Source organism: Mesorhizobium sp. RCC_202 (genome assembly GCF_041355295.1).
Lineage (GTDB): Bacteria > Pseudomonadota > Alphaproteobacteria > Rhizobiales > Rhizobiaceae > Mesorhizobium.
Genome location: NZ_JBFUPO010000012.1, coordinates 104,394 through 121,502 on the forward strand (window position 1 = coordinate 104,394; position 17,109 = coordinate 121,502).

14 protein-coding genes and 2 tRNA genes are annotated in these 17,109 nt (G+C 62.6%); 5 read left to right on the top strand and 11 right to left on the bottom strand.

What is annotated here, in order from left to right; all coding sequences use genetic code 11:
- Positions 1 to 27 precede the first annotated feature (27 nt).
- Both argS and AB6802_RS25045 read right to left on the bottom strand, forming a co-directional pair.
- Positions 28 to 1,785 (bottom strand): arginine--tRNA ligase, encoded by a 1,758-nt coding sequence (gene argS, locus AB6802_RS25040; RefSeq protein ID WP_371012869.1) that lies wholly within the window; start codon positions 1,783 to 1,785, stop codon positions 28 to 30.
- A gap of 60 nt (positions 1,786 to 1,845) precedes the next feature.
- Positions 1,846 to 3,060 (bottom strand): deoxyguanosinetriphosphate triphosphohydrolase, encoded by a 1,215-nt coding sequence (locus tag AB6802_RS25045; protein ID WP_371012870.1) that lies wholly within the window; start codon positions 3,058 to 3,060, stop codon positions 1,846 to 1,848.
- A 76-nt stretch (positions 3,061 to 3,136) separates the two neighbouring features.
- Between AB6802_RS25045 and erpA the strand changes: the two genes are divergently transcribed.
- The 4 genes from erpA to AB6802_RS25065 all read left to right on the top strand — a co-directional run bounded on the left by erpA (position 3,137) and on the right by AB6802_RS25065 (position 5,048).
- Entirely contained in the window at positions 3,137 to 3,484 is a 348-nt protein-coding gene (gene erpA / locus AB6802_RS25050; protein WP_371012871.1) for an iron-sulfur cluster insertion protein ErpA, read from the top strand.
- 10 nt (positions 3,485 to 3,494) lie between these two features.
- Positions 3,495 to 3,887, top strand: coding sequence for a VOC family protein (locus AB6802_RS25055; RefSeq protein ID WP_371012872.1), 393 nt, complete (start codon positions 3,495 to 3,497; stop codon positions 3,885 to 3,887).
- Between the two features lie 7 nt (positions 3,888 to 3,894).
- Entirely contained in the window at positions 3,895 to 4,695 is an 801-nt protein-coding gene (gene xth / locus AB6802_RS25060) for an exodeoxyribonuclease III (RefSeq protein WP_371012873.1), read from the top strand.
- 62 nt (positions 4,696 to 4,757) lie between these two features.
- A complete protein-coding gene (locus AB6802_RS25065; protein ID WP_371012874.1) occupies positions 4,758 to 5,048 on the top strand; it encodes a hypothetical protein in 291 nt (96 codons plus the stop codon).
- Between the two features lie 25 nt (positions 5,049 to 5,073).
- Here AB6802_RS25065 and AB6802_RS25070 read toward each other — a convergent pair whose 3' ends face one another.
- From AB6802_RS25070 to AB6802_RS25110, 9 genes are all read right to left on the bottom strand, one after another.
- A complete protein-coding gene (locus tag AB6802_RS25070) occupies positions 5,074 to 5,901 on the bottom strand; it encodes a tetratricopeptide repeat protein (protein WP_371012875.1) in 828 nt (275 codons plus the stop codon).
- Complete coding sequence (gene ilvD / locus AB6802_RS25075) at positions 5,888 to 7,612, bottom strand: dihydroxy-acid dehydratase (RefSeq protein ID WP_371012876.1); 1,725 nt, start codon at positions 7,610 to 7,612, stop codon at positions 5,888 to 5,890. The genes AB6802_RS25070 and ilvD overlap by 14 nt, the downstream gene beginning before the upstream one ends.
- A 290-nt stretch (positions 7,613 to 7,902) precedes the next feature.
- Positions 7,903 to 9,144 carry an outer membrane protein transport protein gene (locus tag AB6802_RS25080; protein ID WP_371012877.1) on the bottom strand — a complete coding sequence of 414 codons (1,242 nt, stop codon included), beginning with the start codon at positions 9,142 to 9,144 and terminating at the stop codon, positions 7,903 to 7,905.
- Between the two features lie 363 nt (positions 9,145 to 9,507).
- Complete coding sequence (locus AB6802_RS25085) at positions 9,508 to 12,291, bottom strand: valine--tRNA ligase (protein ID WP_371012878.1); 2,784 nt, start codon at positions 12,289 to 12,291, stop codon at positions 9,508 to 9,510.
- 539 nt (positions 12,292 to 12,830) lie between these two features.
- Complete coding sequence (locus AB6802_RS25090; RefSeq protein ID WP_371012879.1) at positions 12,831 to 13,652, bottom strand: DUF2497 domain-containing protein; 822 nt, start codon at positions 13,650 to 13,652, stop codon at positions 12,831 to 12,833.
- A 282-nt stretch (positions 13,653 to 13,934) separates the two neighbouring features.
- Positions 13,935 to 15,317: a TolC family outer membrane protein gene (locus AB6802_RS25095; RefSeq protein ID WP_371012880.1), complete on the bottom strand. Its 1,383-nt coding sequence runs from the start codon at positions 15,315 to 15,317 to the stop codon at positions 13,935 to 13,937.
- Positions 15,318 to 15,504: 187 nt separating this feature from the next.
- The gene (locus tag AB6802_RS25100; RefSeq protein ID WP_371012881.1) at positions 15,505 to 16,179 is read right to left on the bottom strand and encodes a protein-L-isoaspartate O-methyltransferase; all 675 of its coding nucleotides are present in this window, start codon (positions 16,177 to 16,179) and stop codon (positions 15,505 to 15,507) included.
- Between the two features lie 108 nt (positions 16,180 to 16,287).
- A tRNA-Cys gene (locus tag AB6802_RS25105) sits at positions 16,288 to 16,361 on the bottom strand.
- Between the two features lie 170 nt (positions 16,362 to 16,531).
- Positions 16,532 to 16,792 carry a hypothetical protein gene (locus AB6802_RS25110; RefSeq protein ID WP_371012882.1) on the bottom strand — a complete coding sequence of 87 codons (261 nt, stop codon included), beginning with the start codon at positions 16,790 to 16,792 and terminating at the stop codon, positions 16,532 to 16,534.
- A gap of 222 nt (positions 16,793 to 17,014) precedes the next feature.
- On the opposite strand from AB6802_RS25110, the gene AB6802_RS25115 reads away from it, so the two are divergent.
- A tRNA-Asn gene (locus AB6802_RS25115) sits at positions 17,015 to 17,089 on the top strand.
- Positions 17,090 to 17,109: the final 20 nt, after the last annotated feature.

Sequence of the window (17,109 nt, forward strand, 5' to 3'; positions counted from 1 at the left end):
AAAAGGTGACAGGTTTTTTAGTTAAACCTAACGCATTTCGGTTGGCGCGTCTGCCCCGATCAGCGTCAGGCCGGACGTCAAGACGTCCGAAACAGCCTGCACCAGCCCTAGTCTGGCATAGGTTGATTCTCGGTCGTTAACCTTAACAAAACGTAAGTCCGGATTATCGTTGCCGCGATTCCACTGTCCGTGGAAGCCGGAAGCGAGATCGTAAAGGTAGAAAGCGAGCCGGTGCGGCTCCTGCGCGATCGCGGCGGACTCGATCAGCCGCGGATATTCCGCCAGCTTGCGGACAAGCGCGATTTCGCCTTCGTCGGCCAGCGTCGCGACCGACGCCGCCAGCCGCTGGCGGTCGAAATTCGCCTCGCCCAGCTGTTCGCTTGCCTGCCGGAACACCGAATGGCAGCGCGCTGAGGCGTACTGAACGTAAAACACCGGATTGTCCTTCGACTGCTCCGTCACCTTGGCGAAGTCGAAATCGAGCGGCGCATCGCTCTTGCGGTAAAGCATCATGAAGCGGATCGCGTCGCGGCCGACCTCCTCCACCACCTCGCGCAAGGTGATGAAATCGCCGGAACGCTTCGACATCCGAACCGGCTCGCCGTCCCGGAACAGCTTGACCAGATTGCAAAGCAGAACCGTCAGCTTGACCGTGTCACCGGCAACCGCGCGCGCCAGCGCTTCCAGCCGCTTGACATAGCCGCCATGGTCGGCGCCTAGCACATAGATCAGCTCGACGAAACCGCGCTCGACCTTGTCCTTGAGATAGGCGACGTCGGCCGCGAAATAGGTGAACGAGCCGTCCGACTTGACCAGTGCCCGGTCCATGTCGTCGCCGACAGCGGTCGAGCGGAACAGCGTCTGCTCGCGGTCTTCCCAATCGTCCGGCTTCTCGCCCTTGGGCGGCGGCAGCTTGCCCTTGTAGATATGCCCTTTGAGCGTCAGGTCGGCGATCGCCGCGCGGATCTTCTTGGCGTTGTCGGCATGCAAAGTGCGCTCGGAGAAGAACACGTCGTGATGCACGTTGAGCAGCGCCAGATCTTCGCGGATCATCACCATCATCGCATCGACGGTACGGTCCTTGACGATGGCCAGCGCTTCCTCGTCCGGCATCTGCAGCAGGCTGCGGCCGAATTCCTTGGCCAGCGCCTGGCCGACGGGGACGAGATAATCACCCGGATAGAGCCCGGACGGGATCTCGCCGATATCGTCGCCGAGCGCCTCGCGATAGCGCAGCAGGGCTGAGCGGCCGAGCACGTCGATCTGCGAGCCGGCGTCGTTGATGACATATTCCTTGGTGACGTCGAAGCCGGCGAAGGCCATCAGATTGGCGAGCGCGTCGCCGACGACAGCACCGCGGCAATGGCCGACATGCATGGGTCCGGTCGGATTGGCCGAAACATATTCGACATTGGCCTTGCGGCCGCCGCCGATCCTCGAACGGCCGTAGTCGCGGCCTTCGCCAAGCAACGCCGTCAGATGCGTATGCCAGAAGCCGTCCTTGAGCCTCAGATTGACGAAACCAGGGCCGGCGACCTCGGCCGAAGCGACATCGGCATCGGCGCGCAGCACCTCGACCAGTTTCTCCGCCAGCCCGCGCGGGTTCTGTCCGGTCGGCTTGGCCAGCACCATCGCGGCGTTGGTGGCAAGATCGCCATGGCTGGCGTCGCGCGGCGGCTCGACGGCGATGCGCGACAGATCAGGCGACGCGCCATCCTTGTCCTTCAGGTCAAGCGCTTCGACAGCTTTTACGATCCGCGCGTTGAAATCGGCGAAGATATTCATGGGATATGCTCTGGGCTTTAAAGGCGACCGGCCGTTTGGCCGGCAAAATCGTGGCTCGCCCTAGCTCAAATCGGGCGTATGGTCAAACAGCCGCCGGTGTTCCTTGAGCGCATAGGTGTCGGTCATGCCGGCCAGGAAGTCGGCGACGCTGCGCGCCTTGATGCGATCCTCAGCTCGGTCGAGCCCTTCGCGCCAGCCATCCGGCATGGCGCGCGGGTCGGCGAAATAGACGTCGAACAGGTCGCGTACGATCCGTTCCGCGTCGGCCCGCACGCGCATGACCTCCGCGTGGCGGTAGAGATGCTTGTAGAGAAAGGCCTTCAGCTCCCCCTCCGCCGCCGCCATGCCGGCCGAGAAGGCCACCAGGGTCTCGCCGGCAGCCCGCACCGCATCGACGCTGTCCGGCTTCAGGCGTTCGATATTGGCGGTGGTCGACGCGATGACGTCCTCGACCATCAGTGTGATCTGGCGGCGCATCAGCTCATGGCCGGTGCGAACATCGTCAAGCTGGGGATACTTCACGCGCACACCCTTCAGGATCGAGCCCGGCAGGCCGACCTCGTTCAGCATCTCCAGCGTCAGCAGCCCGGCGCGCAGGCCGTCATCGATGTCATGGGTGTTGTAGGCGATATCGTCGGCGATCGCCGCGCACTGCGCCTCGATGCCGGCGAAGCGGTCGAGCTCGAGGTCGTGCAGCTCGGAATAATCGCGGATCGCCTGCGGCACCGGGCCTTTGAGCCCCTTACCGCTCGCATCGGTCAGCGGGCCGTTGTGCTTGACCAGCCCTTCCAACGTTTCCCAGGTGAGGTTCAGCCCGTCGAACTCGGCATAGCGCCGCTCGAGGCGCGTGACGACACGCAGCGACTGCGCGTTGTGATCGAAACCGCCCCACGCAGCCATTTTCTCGTTGAGCGCATCCTCGCCGGTGTGGCCGAACGGGGTGTGACCGAAGTCGTGGACAAGAGCGACTGCTTCGGCGAGGTCCTCGTCGCCGCGCAATGCCCGCGCCAGGGCACGCGCGATCTGCGCCACCTCGATCGAATGCGTCAGCCGCGTGCGATAGTGGTCGCCCTCGTGGGCGACGAAGACCTGCGTCTTATGCTTCAGCCGGCGAAAAGCGGTCGAATGGATGATGCGGTCGCGGTCACGCTGGAACGGCGTGCGCGTCGGGCTTTCGGCCTCGGGAAACAGGCGCCCGCGCGATTGCGCCGGATCGCAGGCATAGGCTGCGCGCCGCCGATAGCCGAACCCGATGTCGCCAAGCTCATTTGACATGGCTGATGCCGCCGCAGTTGACTTGCCCCGTCCCGCTTCATACCTATCATGTGAAACCGAAAGCAAGGTGACGCCCATGGGCGCTGATGCCAAGACTGCCATGAAAGTCGAGATGACCGACTCCGCTGCCAGGCGGATCGCGAAAATCGTCTCTGGCCAAGCCGGCAAGACGGCGTTGCGCGTTTCCGTCGAAGGAGGCGGCTGCTCCGGCTTTTCCTACAAGTTCGATCTGGTCGACACGCGCAACGACGACGATGTCGCCATCGAGAAGGATGGCGCCACGGTCCTGATCGACGATCTGTCGCTGGTTTATATGGGCGGCTCGGTGATCGACTTCGTCGACGACCTGATGGGCCAGTCCTTCCAGATCAAGAACCCGAACGCCGTCGCCTCCTGCGGCTGCGGCACCAGCTTCTCCATTTAGCGTATCCGGGATGCCAGGCGTCGGCGCGGTCCGCCAGGTCGCGCTCTCGGCTGGCCGCGATCTCGATACGACCCTGGCCTTCTGGCGCGACGTCCTCGGCATGAACGTGCACGCCCGTTATGATCCGCCCGGCATGGCCTTCATCCTGGCCGGCGATGTCCGCCTGCTCTTCACCGACGGTGTTCCGGCGGGCACCGTCTATCTTGACATCGTTGGTCTCGAGGCCTTCCACGCTCAGGCGAAAGCCGCGGGCATTCCCTTCACCGCGCCGCCGACACTTGTCCACCGCGACACCGAGGGCCAGTTCGGCCCGGCAGGGGAAAGCGAATGGATGGCCTTTCTAAAGGACCCCGCGGGCAATACGATCGGCCTTGTCGAACGTCTCCCGTCCGAACAGCATTGAGGTCCGCATGAAGATCGTCACCTGGAACATCAACGGCGTTCGCGCCCGCATCGGCAATCTCACCCACTGGCTGACCGAGAGCGCGCCGGACATCGTCTGCCTGCAGGAAATCAAGAGCGTCGACGAGCTGTTTCCGCGCGCCGAGATCGAGGCGCTGGGCTACAATGTCGAGACCAACGGCCAGAAGAGCTTCAACGGCGTCGCGATCCTGTCCAAGCTGCCTTTCGACGAGGTCAATCGCGGCCTGCCGGGCGACGATGCCGATGACCATGCCCGCTTCATCGAAGGCGTCTTTTCGACCGACCAGGGCGCGCTGCGCGTCGTCTCGCTCTATCTGCCCAACGGCAACCCGATCGATGACGAGCGCAAGTTTGCCTACAAGCTATCCTGGATGGCGCGGCTGGAACGTTGGGCCGAGGAACGGCTGCGGCTCGAAGAAGCGCTGGTTCTTGCCGGCGACTACAATGTCATCCCCGAACGTGCCGACGCCAGGTTTCCTGACAACTGGCTGGGCGACGCGCTGTTCCAGCCGCAGACGCGGCAGGCCTTCCGCCGGCTGTTGAATCTCGGCTTCACCGAAGCGGTGCGCGCCGTCACCGATTCGCCCGATGTCTACACCTTCTGGGACTACCAGGCCGGCGCCTGGCAGAAGAACAACGGCATCCGCATCGACCATCTCCTGCTGTCGCCGGAAGCGGCCAACCGCTTCTCGTCGGCCTCGGTCGAAAAGCATGTGCGCGCGTGGGAAAAACCCTCCGACCACGTGCCGGTCGCCATCGAGCTCAGCCTGCAGCCGGCCGGAGCGTGACCGGACTCTGATCCTGATATCGCCACAAATCGCGCGTTCCATGCGCATGTTGTGGGGCTTTCATGGCGATCCGAATTCATTCCTGGCCGCTCGGGCTTGCGTTGGCGTTCACCGCGCCGGCGCCGCTGCTTGCGGCGCCGACTTGTCTGGCCAATGGCAAGTCGTTCAATGTCGGTGAGATGGCCTGCCTGATGGTTGCCGACCAAAGCCACTTTGCCCGCTGCGACATGGTTCTCAACAGCACGTCCTGGACCAAGATCAAGGACGAATGCCCCGGCGAGGCGCCGAAACCGCATCCGACGTCGATGACGCCGGCGCCCACCACTGCGCCGACGGAGCCGACGGAAAACTGATTGAGGGGAAGACTAACAACCGGGCCTACTGGTCGCCGTTGTTGCCCTTGGTCAGGATGTCATCGGCAAGCGAGATCGCCGTGCGGCGGTCGGCCTCGCCAGCGGCGGCGAAGGCATCTTCCTGCATGCTGCGGATCCACGTCTGGTCGGCCGGCGGAGCCCGCTCAAGTGCGGCCGTCATCATCGCCAGGCCGCGCACGACCTTGCCGCTCTGGAACAGCAGATTGCCAAGCGTCGCCTGCGCGCCGGCATGGCCCTTCTCGGCTGCCAGCTGCAGCCAGCGGCCGGCCTGCTTGACGCTGGCCTTCACGCCGCCCTCGCCCTTCAGGAACATCCGGCCGACCTCGAACTGGGCGTTCGGATTGCGGTAATTGGCGGCGGCGCGCATGTAATATTCCTGCGCGGCGACTTCGTTTTCCTCCACCGGACTGCCGGGGATGCCCTTGCGCAGATAGTCGCCAAGCGCCACCAGCGCGTCCGAAACATAGCTCTCTTCCGGCGAGCCCGGTTCGACGTCCTGGTCGACGATCTCGGAGAAGAACTTGAAGGCGGCATAGTCGTCGCGCGCCACGCCGTCGCCTTCGGCATACATGCGCGCAAGCTTCCAGGTGGCGCCGATCTGGCCGTTCTCGGCAGCGTATTTGTACGCCTCGACCGCCTGGTCCTTATGGCCGCTCTTATAGGCAGAAAAGCCGAACTGGAAGACTTCCCAAGGCGAAGACTTCGGCTTCACGCCGGTCTTGTCGTCGAACACCTTGTCGTCGAAGGCCATGGCCTGCCCGACGGCGCCCAAGGTCGCAAAGGCGACCAGTGCCGAAAAGACAGTTGACCTCAACACCTCAGATGTCCGCATAGCAGTGCGTTTCTTTGGCCGCGCCCGGATGGGTGACCGCGCCATCGCGCGCCGAACCCACCGTTTGCGCATATTTCCAGATCGCGCCGGACTGATAGTCGGTCCCGCGCGCCGTCCAATTCTTTGCCCGGGCCGCCAGCTCGGCGTCCGACAGCGCCACCTCGATCGTGCCTTTAACCGCATCGATCGAGATCACGTCGCCATCCCGGATCAGCCCGATCGGCCCGCCGACAGCAGCCTCAGGCCCGACATGGCCGATGCAGAAGCCGCGCGTCGCCCCGGAGAAGCGTCCGTCGGTGATCAGCGCCACCTTGCCGCCCATGCCCTGGCCGTAAAGTGCCGCCGTCGTCGACAGCATCTCGCGCATGCCCGGACCGCCGCGCGGCCCTTCGTAGCGGATGACGAGAACCTCGCCCTCCTGGTACTTGCGCTGCGTGACCGCTTCGAAGCACTCCTCTTCCGAATCGAAACAACGCGCCGGACCGGAGAATTGAAGGTCCGACATGCCGGCGACCTTCACGATCGCGCCTTCGGGAGCAAGGTTGCCCTTCAAGCCCACAACGCCGCCTGTCTTGGTGATTGGCCGATTGGCGGGACGCACAACATCCTGGCTGTCATTCCAAGCAACATGTTCCATGTTTTCGGCCAAAGTGCGGCCAGTAACCGTCAAGCAGTCGCCATGCAGATAGCCATGATCGAGCAAGGTCTTCATCAACAGCGGAATGCCGCCTGCCTCGAACATGTCCTTGGCGACATATTTGCCGCCGGGCTTGAGATCGGCGATGTAGGGCGTCTTCTCGAAAATCGCGGCCACGTCGAAGAGGTCGAACTTGATGCCGGCCTCGTGCGCGATCGCCGGCAGATGCAATGCGGCATTGGTCGAGCCGCCGGTGGCCGACACCACCGTCGCGGCATTCTCCAGCGCCTTCAGCGTGACGATGTCGCGCGGCCGGATGTTTTTCGCGATCAGTTCCATGACCTTTTCGCCGGAGGCGAAATTGAAACGGTCGCGCATCTCGTATGGCGCCGGCGCGCCGCAGGAATAGGGCAACGCCAAGCCGATCGCCTCGGCGACGGTCGCCATGGTGTTGGCGGTGAACTGGGCGCCGCAGGAGCCGGCCGACGGACACGCCGCCTGCTCGATCTCAAGCAGGTCGGCATCGCTGATGGTGCCCACCGAATGCTGGCCGACCGCCTCGAACACGTCCTGGACAGTGATCTGCCGGCCGCGATAGCTGCCGGGCAGGATCGAGCCGCCATAGATGAAGACCGACGGCACGTTGAGCCGCACCATCGCCATCATCATGCCGGGCAGCGACTTGTCGCAGCCGGCGAGCCCGACCAGCGCGTCATAGCAATGGCCGCGCATGGTGAGCTCGACCGAATCGGCGATCACCTCGCGCGACACCAGCGACGACTTCATGCCCTGGTGGCCCATGGCGATGCCATCGGTGACGGTGATGGTGCAGAATTCGCGCGGCGTGCCGTTGGCGGCCGCCACGCCCTTCTTCACCACCTGCGCCTGGCGCATCAGCGAGATGTTGCAGGGCGCCGCCTCGTTCCAGCAGCTGGCGACGCCGACGAGCGGCTGCGCGATCTCGGTGGCCGAAAGTCCCATGGCATAGAGATACGAACGATGTGGCGCGCGCGCCGGACCAACGGTCACGTAGCGGCTCGGCAGCTTGGCCTTGGAGATTACCTTGGCGTCCATCATCGTCCTTGCCGCACACCCCGCGGCCGGTCCCATCGCCGCGCCAACCTGACACGCGTCCCGGGACATATCTCGGGTGCTCCGGGTTTATGGCGGGAAATGGGCAGTTCCCTCGGCAAGTCTTTTAGCGCGGGGGTTGTTCATAAACTGTTGCCAAAACGTCACAATCGCATGAGGCGCAGGTTGTGAAGCGAATCTGCAACATCGCGCCGGAACGCCAGGTCGGGCCGTCGGCCGGACAACAAAAAAGGCCGGGCATTGCCCGGCCTTTTTCTCGAATTTTCAGAAACTTAGAACTTGATCTTGATTCCACCCGAGATCGCGGTGACGAGATCGTTGCCGAAATCGTAGCTAGCGTCGGTACCCGCTTGAAACCCGTTTTCGCCATTGACGATACCGGAGTGGCCGCTGGTCAGCACGCCAATCGCACCTGCCAGACGGATCTCGATATTGGGTTGCGGCGTATAAGCGACACCGCCTCCGAGGGTCCACGTATCGGTCTGCGAGCCGTAGCCGTGCGAGGTACCCTGATCCCAGCTGATCTGCCCGGCTGCGCTCCACTGATCATTGAACTTATGACCGATGCCACCCGTGACCGTCCAGCCATCCCGATACATCAAGTCGAGTGAGGTCACTTGATGCGAACCAGAGAGCGGACCCCCAGTAAAGCAGTCAGCGCTGGCGGTACCGACATAGCAGATCGGAACACTCTGCAGAACGCTCCAATTGGTCCATTTTACCGAACCAAAAGCAAGCCAGCCCGGTGCAATGCCCGACTGCAACTTGAATTCCACAACATCCGGCATGTACTGCGTGGTACCAAAAATTGGTTTGATACCGCCGCCGACACTGGACAAGTCGAGTGAGCCCTCAATATTGTCCAACTTGACCTTCGAATTATACACCAAGCTAGCTCGGAGGGCGATGTCCGGGATTTCATAGGCAACGCCAGCTCGCCAGCCCCACCCGCTGCTCGTCAGATCGACGCGGCCAGTCGGTGATGGCCCAAATGGGTTGAAACCCACTAGACTTTCCTTGAAGCCGTAGACCTTCTGGTAGAAAACACCGCCGATAAAGCGAAGCTGACCTTTGCCCGCATCCATCTTGTACGAACAGGTGCCCGCGTAGTTATCGCTCTTGATGTCGGTTTCGATGTTTGAAATCGCGCCGTTCCACAAACCGGGCGCGACATGAGCGCCCCAAGGCTGCGAATAGTCGACCATGCAGTCGATGCCCGGGACGACCTGGGCCTTAACGCCGATGCGCGGAACCCAATAGTCTTCGGCCCCGTCGGCCGACGTGCCTAGGCCCAAATCTGCCCCAAAAGGACCCTTGGCATTCTTGTACTTGCGATCCGGCATGACATAGGTCGCCTCCGCTTCGGTCGCGACCGGCGCCGGATCGAAAAGCAGATCGATGTCATAACCGCCGCGCTCGAGACCGCCGGCATGCGCAGGGTGCATCGCGGCACCGACCAGGGCCAGCGAAAAACACCCTGCCCCGAACAGTGCTTTGAGACGCAGAATATTCATGGAATTCCCTCCCCGAAATACACGTGGCTCAAGCTAGAACCAATTCGGGTTAAGGACGCAACAACGATTTCAAAAGTTGTACATGTACACCTTGACAACGCGCATTTTCGCCACGGTGACTGGCGCCGACCTAGCCGCTCAAATAGCCCCAGTCGGCATTAAGTGGCCCAAAAAATCAGAAAAAAGCGGTCAAAACGGTGCCAAAACAGCTGTTTTTGGTGGGTGTAGGGCCCCATTGTTACATTATGGCAACAATGGGGCGCAAAGTTTCCCTTTACGTCAAAATTAACGCAACGGCATGCCTGTTTTGGAGGCAGCTGACTTAGCGGAAACAGGCCTCCGGCAAGCGGCGAATCTTGCCGCTCAGCTGGCGTCGCGAACCCTCGTCAAAGCCACCGAAAGCTTCTCCTGGGCCGCGCGATATTCGTTGAGCTTTTCACGCTCCGCCTCGACGATCTCGGCCGGCGCGCTGGCGACGAACTTTTCGTTCGAAAGCTTCTTGTGCAGCCGCGCGATTTCCTCGGTCACCTTGGCCAGTTCCTTCTGCAGCCGCGCGGCCTCCGCCTGGAGATCGATCAAGCTGCCGAGCGGCAGGCAGACCGTCGCCTCGTTGACCACAATCTGCGCCGAGCCCTTCGGTGCCGCATCGGCAAGCGAAATCTCGCCGACCCGCGCCAGCCGCTTGATCGCCGACTCCTCCCTGGCCAGCCGCTGACGCGTCACCGCGTTGACGCCGACCAAAACCAACGGCGCGATCGCCGCCGGAGGCACGTTCATTTCCGAACGCACGGACCTGATGCCCGAGACAAGCTCGACCAGCCAGTTGATGTCGGCGGCAGCCTCGTCATCCTCGAAGTCGGGCGACGGCCAGGCGGCGTGGCACAGCAGCGTTTCGCGCTCCCTGCCCTCGCCCGCGGTTGCGGCCCACAATTCCTCGGTCATGAACGGCATCATCGGATGCAGGAGCTTGTAGATCTCGTCGAGCACGAAGGCGACGCAAGCCCGGCTTTCGGCCTTGGCGGCCTCGTCCGTGCCCATGAACACCGGCTTCAGGAGCTCCAGATACCAGTCGCAGAACAGGTTCCAGACGAAGCGGTAGGCAGCACCTGCCGCCTCGTTGAACCGGTAGCTGGTGATGCCCTCTGTGATCGCGCGCGCCGCCCGCGTCAGTTCCGTCAGGATCCAGCGATTGACCGCGAGTTTTGCATCGTTCAGCCAGACCTCGTCATTGCGCGCCACCTCGTTCATCTCGGCAAAACGCGTCGCGTTCCACAGCTTGGTGCCGAAATTGCGGTAGCCGGCGATACGCGCCGGGTCGAGCTTCACGTCGCGCCCCTGCGCCGCCATGACCGTCAGCGTGAAGCGCAGCGCGTCGGCGCCATACTCATCGATCAGGTCGAGCGGGTCGATGACGTTGCCTTTCGACTTCGACATCTTCTGCCCGTTCTTGTCGCGCACCAGCGCGTGCACATAGACGGTGTGGAATGGTTCCTCATGCATGAAATGCAGGCCCATCATCATCATCCGGGCAACCCAGAAGAAGATGATGTCGAAGCCGGTGACCAGCACGTCGGTCTGGTAGTAGGTCTTGAGCTCCGGCGTGTGATCGGGCCAGCCCAGCGTCGAGAATGGCCAAAGGGCTGACGAGAACCAGGTGTCGAGCACGTCCTCGTCGCGGGTGAGAATTTCTCCCGGCTTGAAATTCTCGAGCTTGTCCTCGACCCAGGCCTTCCATGGGCCTTCCAGCGCCAGATAATATTCGACGGCCGCAGCCAGCGCCTCTTCCTCGGTCTTTTCGACGAAGACGCGCCCGTCCGGCCCATACCAGGCCGGGATTTGGTGGCCCCACCAGAGCTGGCGCGAAATGCACCAGGGCTGGATGTTCTCCATCCAGTCGAAATAGGTCTTTTCCCAATTCTTCGGCACGAAGTTGGTACGCCCCTCGCGCACCGAGGCGATCGCCGGCTTGGCCAGCTCCGCGGCATTGGCATACCATTGCTCGGTCAGGAACGGCTCGATCGGCACGCCGCCGCGGTCGCCATGCGGCACGGCATGGCGATGCGGCTCGACCTTGTCGAGGAAGCCGCCTGCTTCCATAAGCTCGACGATCTTCTTGCGCGCGACGAACCGGTCGAGCCCGTCTAGCTCGTCCCAGACAGTCTGACGTTCCGGCGTCACATCGAGGCCCGCGAGGAAGTCCTCATTGTCCTTGAGCTTGACCGCGGCCTCGACCGTCAGGATGTTGATCGCCGGCAGCTTGTGGCGCTTGCCGACCTCGAAATCGTTGAAGTCATGCGCGGGCGTGATCTTGACCGCGCCGGAGCCCTTCTCCGGATCGGAATACTCATCCGCCACGATCGGTATTTTGCGACCGACGATCGGCAGCACGACATTTTTCCCGACCAGATGCCGGTATCGCTCGTCATCCGGATTGACGGCCACCGCCGTATCGCCAAGCATCGTCTCGGGACGCGTCGTGGCCACGACGATGAATGTCTTCGGATTCTCCGGATCGAACACCTCGCCTTCGATCGGGTAGCGGAAGTGCCAGAGATTGCCGTTGACCTCATGCTGCTCGACCTCGAGGTCGGAAATAGCGGTCAGCAGCTTCGGATCCCAATTCACAAGGCGCTTGTCCTTGTAGATCAAGCCTTCCTTGTAGAGGCTTACGAAGACCTCCAGCACCGCCTTGGACAGGCCCTCGTCCATGGTGAAGCGTTCGCGTGACCAGTCGGCTGAAGCGCCCAGACGCTTCAGCTGGTTGAGGATCGATCCGCCGGATTCCGCCTTCCACTCCCAGACTTTCTCGATGAACTGTTCGCGCGTCAGGTCGCGGCGATGGATCTGCTTTTCCATCAGCTGGCGCTCGACCACCATCTGCGTGGCGATGCCGGCATGGTCCATGCCGGGCTGCCACAGCACGTTCTTGCCGCGCATGCGCTCGAAGCGCACGAGGATGTCCTGCAGCGTGTTGTTGAGCGCGTGGCCCATATGCAGCGAGCCGGTGACATTCGGCGGTGGGATGACCACGGTGAAGGCCTCTGCCCCCTCCTCCGCGCCCGCGCCGGCCCGAAAGGCGTCCGCCTCTTCCCAGACTTTGGCGATCTTCGGCTCGACGGTCTTGGCGTCGTAGGTCTTTTCAAGCATGGGAAAACGGTCCGCGCTGTCGGGATTTTTATCGGTTCGGTGTAAATCGGAAGGTCTTGGCCAAGTCAACCGCAAGGGCTGCCTCGGGTCGTCACCTGCAAATAGGCGCGGCCTTGTTCATTTCAACGGGAGGCCATTCCCACATTCGGCGCAAAACTTGGCCCTTGGTGTCCGGTAAGGCTTTCCGCAGGACGGGCAGTCAGGACCGTAGTCCGAGCGGCGGACATGCAGGAGCCAGAAACTATGATGAAGTGTAACGCCGGTCCGTTGGCGAAAACGATCGGCCGCCGGATGCTTCATTTCCGTCGACCAGCCGTGCTGGGAAACAAACCTCTTGACCTGAAAATATAGAGTTGCAGGGTCGCCGACGACCTCCCGATACTCTTCATCGGTCAGCATCGGAACCATCGACCGCAATCGATAGCTGTAGGTCAGCGCCCGGCCCATCAGGCAAAATATCGGAGGAAAAAGGCTGTCCTGTGACCGCCTTTCGCGCCTGCCGCATTGGTTCCGCTGTTGCGGTTTGTCGCGCTTTGTAGTTACTGCGCGCCGCGCGCGACGCGCTCGATCTCTTCGCGCACCAGCCGCTCCACCAGGGTCGGCAGATTGTTGTCTAGCCAGTCCTGCAGCATCGGTCGCAGCATCTCCTCGGCCATCTCGTCGAAGCTCTTCTTGCCGCGGCTGGCAAACGCATCCGACAGCTCGCCGAAGGCGGCAGCCACCTGCCGCCCCGTATGCTCCGAAACGATCGCCGGTCGGACCGCCTGCGTCTCTGGGGCAGCCGCGGGGGGCGTGCTGGGCTGCGTGGCCGCAATTTCAACCGCCGGCCTCGCCTCCTCTTTTGGGGTCTCTGCTTTCGCAACTGGCTCCGGCGCGCGAACCGTCGGCTTGGCGGTAACCGTGCCGCCGCCCGCGGCCGCGATCTCGCGCCGCCAGTCGGCGACGATGGTCTCGGCGGTTTGTGGTGTGTTTGCCGGGACGGGCTTGCCGACTGCAGTCGGCGCGCCGGACTCAATCGCACTCCTCGCGCCGACTTCGGCCAAGGTCGTCGGCGCTGGCGCCGCCTTCGCTGGCTCCGGGCGAATCTCAGCACGCGCCTCAGCCGGATCGGTGGCTGCAAGCTGGGCCTGAACGTCCGCCAAGGTTACCGGCTTGCGCGGCTCGGTGTCGGCATGAAGTTCCGAGCGGAAGGCGTCGACCTCGACCACAGGGGCCGCAACCACGCTCGGCTCCAGATCCTGGCGCAATTCAGCGGTATCGGGCTGCTTGCGACCGGTGTCGCTGTCTTCGATGATCCTACGGATCGAAGCCAGGATCTCTTCCATGGAAGGTTCGCGCTGCGCGCTGCTTGCCGTCGCCATCGTCACATCCGCCGCCCTTGTGACCCGTTGCGGAATTCCGCTCCCGCCCGGACCGGAATTCGAATCAGTGCGACTAGGGTAACCGACCGATCGCCATCCGAGAATCCCCAATATGGAGACGCATTGGATTTCAACAGATTAGAGCAGATCCCGCAAAAGTGTGTGACGGTTGGGGTCGGCGACTTCGAACCGCTTCAGATGGCGTCGAACCGCGCTCATCAACAAGACAAACGCCGCGCATCCATCGGATACGCGGCGTTTGTGAAAACCTGGCCCCGGAAATCAGCGACCGTCTGGCGTACGCAGTCCGATCCACTTGTCCTTGACGGCGTTGTAATGCTCTTCGGGCTTGTACTTCGTGACCCCCAGGCCGAGCCGATCGACCGACAGGCGGCCCATGGCCGACAGGATGGCATAGCTTGCCACCACAACGTCGTGTTCGGAGCTGGCCTGGTTGATCTTTGCTGTGATCACAGCAGCCTGCGCGTTCAAAACGTCAAGCGTGGTGCGCTGGCCGACATTGCGTTCCTCGATGACGCCGTTCAGCGCCAGTTGCGCGGCGGCGATCACCTGCGTGTTGGCATCCACGCTTTCGCGCGCGGAGGTGTATTGCGTCCATGCCGTGACAAGAGCCTGGCGCACCTGGTCACGACTGACATCGACCTGGATGCGAGCTTCGCTCAACGATTCCTTGTTCTGCCGCACGATGGCCGAGGTCCGGCCGCCCGAATAGATCGGAATGGTCAGCGTGGCGCCGATATCGGCTGAGGTCGACGAGCCGTTGGGGTTGCTGACGGAACTGGGAACGGTGTGGCTATAGTTGTCCGAAATGCCCGCGGAGGCAGTAAGCTGCGGCAGCAGGGCGCCTTCCGAGGATTTCACCGTGAAGGCCGCGGCGTCGACGAGGTGCTGTGTCGCAAGAATGGCCGGATGCTCGGCCGAGGCCACGGCCAGGGCCGAATCGAGGCCCGACGGCAAAAGCCTGCCCAGTGGCGAGGCCGCTTTCAGCTTGCCCGGCTCATCGCCGACGATCTGGTGATAGGTGGCGGCGCTCGCCAAAGCCGTTGCGCGAGCGGCGCTGAGCTGCGCCACAGCCGTCGCCCGCGAGGCATCGGCCTGGGCAACATCGGTGCGGGTGCCTTCGCCGACCTCGAAGCGCGACCGCGCGGCGCGCGCCTGCTCGGTCAGGAACTGCAGGTTCTGTTCGGTCAGCACGGCGATCTGGCGATCGCGAATCACGTCCATATAGGCGCTTGCCGCATTGAACAGGATGTTCTCTTCGGTGTTGCGCAGGCTTTCGACCGAAGCCTTCACCTGCGATTCGGCGGCAGCGACGTTGTTCCTGGTCTGAAAGCCGTCGAACAGCGTCTGGTTGATCTGCACACCGAAGCTGCCCGTGGTTATTCTGCGCGTGGTGCCGAAGCCATGCGTGTTGGTGTAATCGATGGTGCCCGAGCCGGTGACTGTCGGGCGCCAGCCCGACTTGGCGATGGCGACACCCTCGTCGGTAACCCGCACGCCGGCGCGCGCCGAATTCAGCTGTGAATTGTATTGATAGGCCTTGGCGAGCGCGCCCGTGATGGTTTCGGCGGATGCGGCTAGCGGCGACAGCGCGGTCGCGGAAACCAGCATAGCTGCTAACATGGTTTTACGTACTGGCGGCACGTTATATCCCTCATTCGTTTTGCATGGGAACCACGCCACGTCAGCCCATCCTTACGGATCAGCCGGCGCCGCGTTGTTTTTATCGTTCCCCCGCTGACAGCCTTCCGGAGATGCCCGTTAAGCAATCAGCAACGATTGTTCAGGCGAAAACGATCATGCCAGAGCCTTCGCTGCAAGGCAAAATCGCTCAGAATTCAAACGCGTGGATGCGTTCGAAGCCCGGTAGTGGCTTAATTGCCGCATTAAAGGCGCGTCTTCCGGTTACAACCCCCCCCGCCTTAAAAAACAGGCGGGCCACGCCAGAGTTGCCTTGCCCTTCGACTGCAACCAGGCGTCCGTCTTCGGCAAGCTGATCGAGCAATGCCGCCGGCACTTCCTCGACGCTGCCGCCGATGAAGATGACGTTGTAAGGCCCCTTGGCTGCCTGCCCCTGCGGCAGCGGCCCAGTGATCACCGTGACGTTCTGGCAGCCAAGACCTGAAAGCGCGGACTTCGCGGCCTCCGCCAGCGCCGAATCGCTCTCCAGCGCAACGACGGAACGCGCAAGTTGCGACAGAATAGCGGCCGAGTAGCCGGTGCCGCAGCCGACATCGAGCACCGAATCGCTCGCATCGATCTCGGCCAGCTGCAGCAGCTTGGCGAACGGCGACGGCTCCATCAGGTAGCGCGCGGCGGCGCCATTGGCGCCGTCCGAGATGCGGATGTCCTCGTCGATATAGGCAAGGTCGCGCTGTCCGGCATCGACGAAGATCTCGCGCGGCACCGACAGCATGGCGTCGATAAGCGGCGCGCTGGTGACGTCGGTGGTGCGGACCTGGCCATCGACCATTTTCAGGCGGCGTTCGGAGAAATCAGCGCTCATGTCCCAACCAATCCGCTCTCCGCGCCCGATCTGCCAGCCAAATCGGGGGCGCGGCTCTGTTCGACTGGAACCTCCGCTCCGGCGCTATAGCGCTGGAGCCCGGGCATCTGGAGGCCTCGCCCGGAATCGAACCGGGGTGCAAGGATTTGCAGTCCTCTGCGTAACCACTCCGCCACGAGGCCTCGTAATACTCCCGGCGTTCCGAGCGAACTCATTATGTTGGTGCTGAAAGGTCGTCAAGCGCCCCCGCGGCATTCCCCGCGCTTTCCCGCGCGAGCGAATAAAGTGGTGATTACCAATCCGTTTTGGCGGATCGAGCAGGAACCCCGTGGTGCCGCGCGAGCGGGTCCCCTTAGTTCGGCCGGCGCCGGCGTTCCCACCAGATGACGAAGCGGCGCCGGTGACGCCGCACCAGCGCGAATTCGTAGGACAACACCAGGAGACCGATGGGAATCATCCAGAAGCCGAGAATCGGCAGAAAGCCGAGGATGCCGCCGATGGTCAGCAGCACGCCGATCGCGATCCTCAAGCCGCGCGAACGGGGCATGGTGAACTCGCGGCCGAAGATCGAAATCTTGCGCGCCGGTGCGCTGTTGTCGTCGGTTGCCGTCATTCCCTAAACCTGTTCCTGTTCCCGCGATCGAACCCGTCCAAAGGCAAAAGCGGCGTAGCGGCCTCTTGTTCCCGATAGGATCACAGATGGCTGATATGAGAACGCTTGGGCGAAATTGCTACAAATTGCCGCCCGAAAAAACTCCGCAGAATTGTGAAATGCTTCTTTGCAAAGCGGAAACGGGTTTGCTATAGGCTCCGCCACTCACATGAGAGCCAACGTTCCCCGGTAGCTCAGTGGTAGAGCAACCGGCTGTTAACCGGTTGGTCGCTGGTTCGAATCCGGCCCGGGGAGCCAAATTTTTCCTGTAGCTTCGC

What these genes read in the sequence shown, in the direction of transcription:
- argS (WP_371012869.1), bottom strand. Translation starts at nt 1,785, where the DNA reads ATGAATATCTTCGCCGATTTCAACGCGCGGATCGTAAAAGCTGTCGAA.
- AB6802_RS25045 (WP_371012870.1), bottom strand. Translation starts at nt 3,060, where the DNA reads ATGTCAAATGAGCTTGGCGACATCGGGTTCGGCTATCGGCGGCGCGCA.
- erpA (WP_371012871.1), top strand. Translation starts at nt 3,137, where the DNA reads ATGGGCGCTGATGCCAAGACTGCCATGAAAGTCGAGATGACCGACTCC.
- AB6802_RS25055 (WP_371012872.1), top strand. Translation starts at nt 3,495, where the DNA reads ATGCCAGGCGTCGGCGCGGTCCGCCAGGTCGCGCTCTCGGCTGGCCGC.
- xth (WP_371012873.1), top strand. Translation starts at nt 3,895, where the DNA reads ATGAAGATCGTCACCTGGAACATCAACGGCGTTCGCGCCCGCATCGGC.
- AB6802_RS25065 (WP_371012874.1), top strand. Translation starts at nt 4,758, where the DNA reads ATGGCGATCCGAATTCATTCCTGGCCGCTCGGGCTTGCGTTGGCGTTC.
- AB6802_RS25070 (WP_371012875.1), bottom strand. Translation starts at nt 5,901, where the DNA reads ATGCGGACATCTGAGGTGTTGAGGTCAACTGTCTTTTCGGCACTGGTC.
- ilvD (WP_371012876.1), bottom strand. Translation starts at nt 7,612, where the DNA reads ATGGACGCCAAGGTAATCTCCAAGGCCAAGCTGCCGAGCCGCTACGTG.
- AB6802_RS25080 (WP_371012877.1), bottom strand. Translation starts at nt 9,144, where the DNA reads ATGAATATTCTGCGTCTCAAAGCACTGTTCGGGGCAGGGTGTTTTTCG.
- AB6802_RS25085 (WP_371012878.1), bottom strand. Translation starts at nt 12,291, where the DNA reads ATGCTTGAAAAGACCTACGACGCCAAGACCGTCGAGCCGAAGATCGCC.
- AB6802_RS25090 (WP_371012879.1), bottom strand. Translation starts at nt 13,652, where the DNA reads ATGGCGACGGCAAGCAGCGCGCAGCGCGAACCTTCCATGGAAGAGATC.
- AB6802_RS25100 (WP_371012881.1), bottom strand. Translation starts at nt 16,179, where the DNA reads ATGAGCGCTGATTTCTCCGAACGCCGCCTGAAAATGGTCGATGGCCAG.
- AB6802_RS25110 (WP_371012882.1), bottom strand. Translation starts at nt 16,792, where the DNA reads ATGACGGCAACCGACGACAACAGCGCACCGGCGCGCAAGATTTCGATC.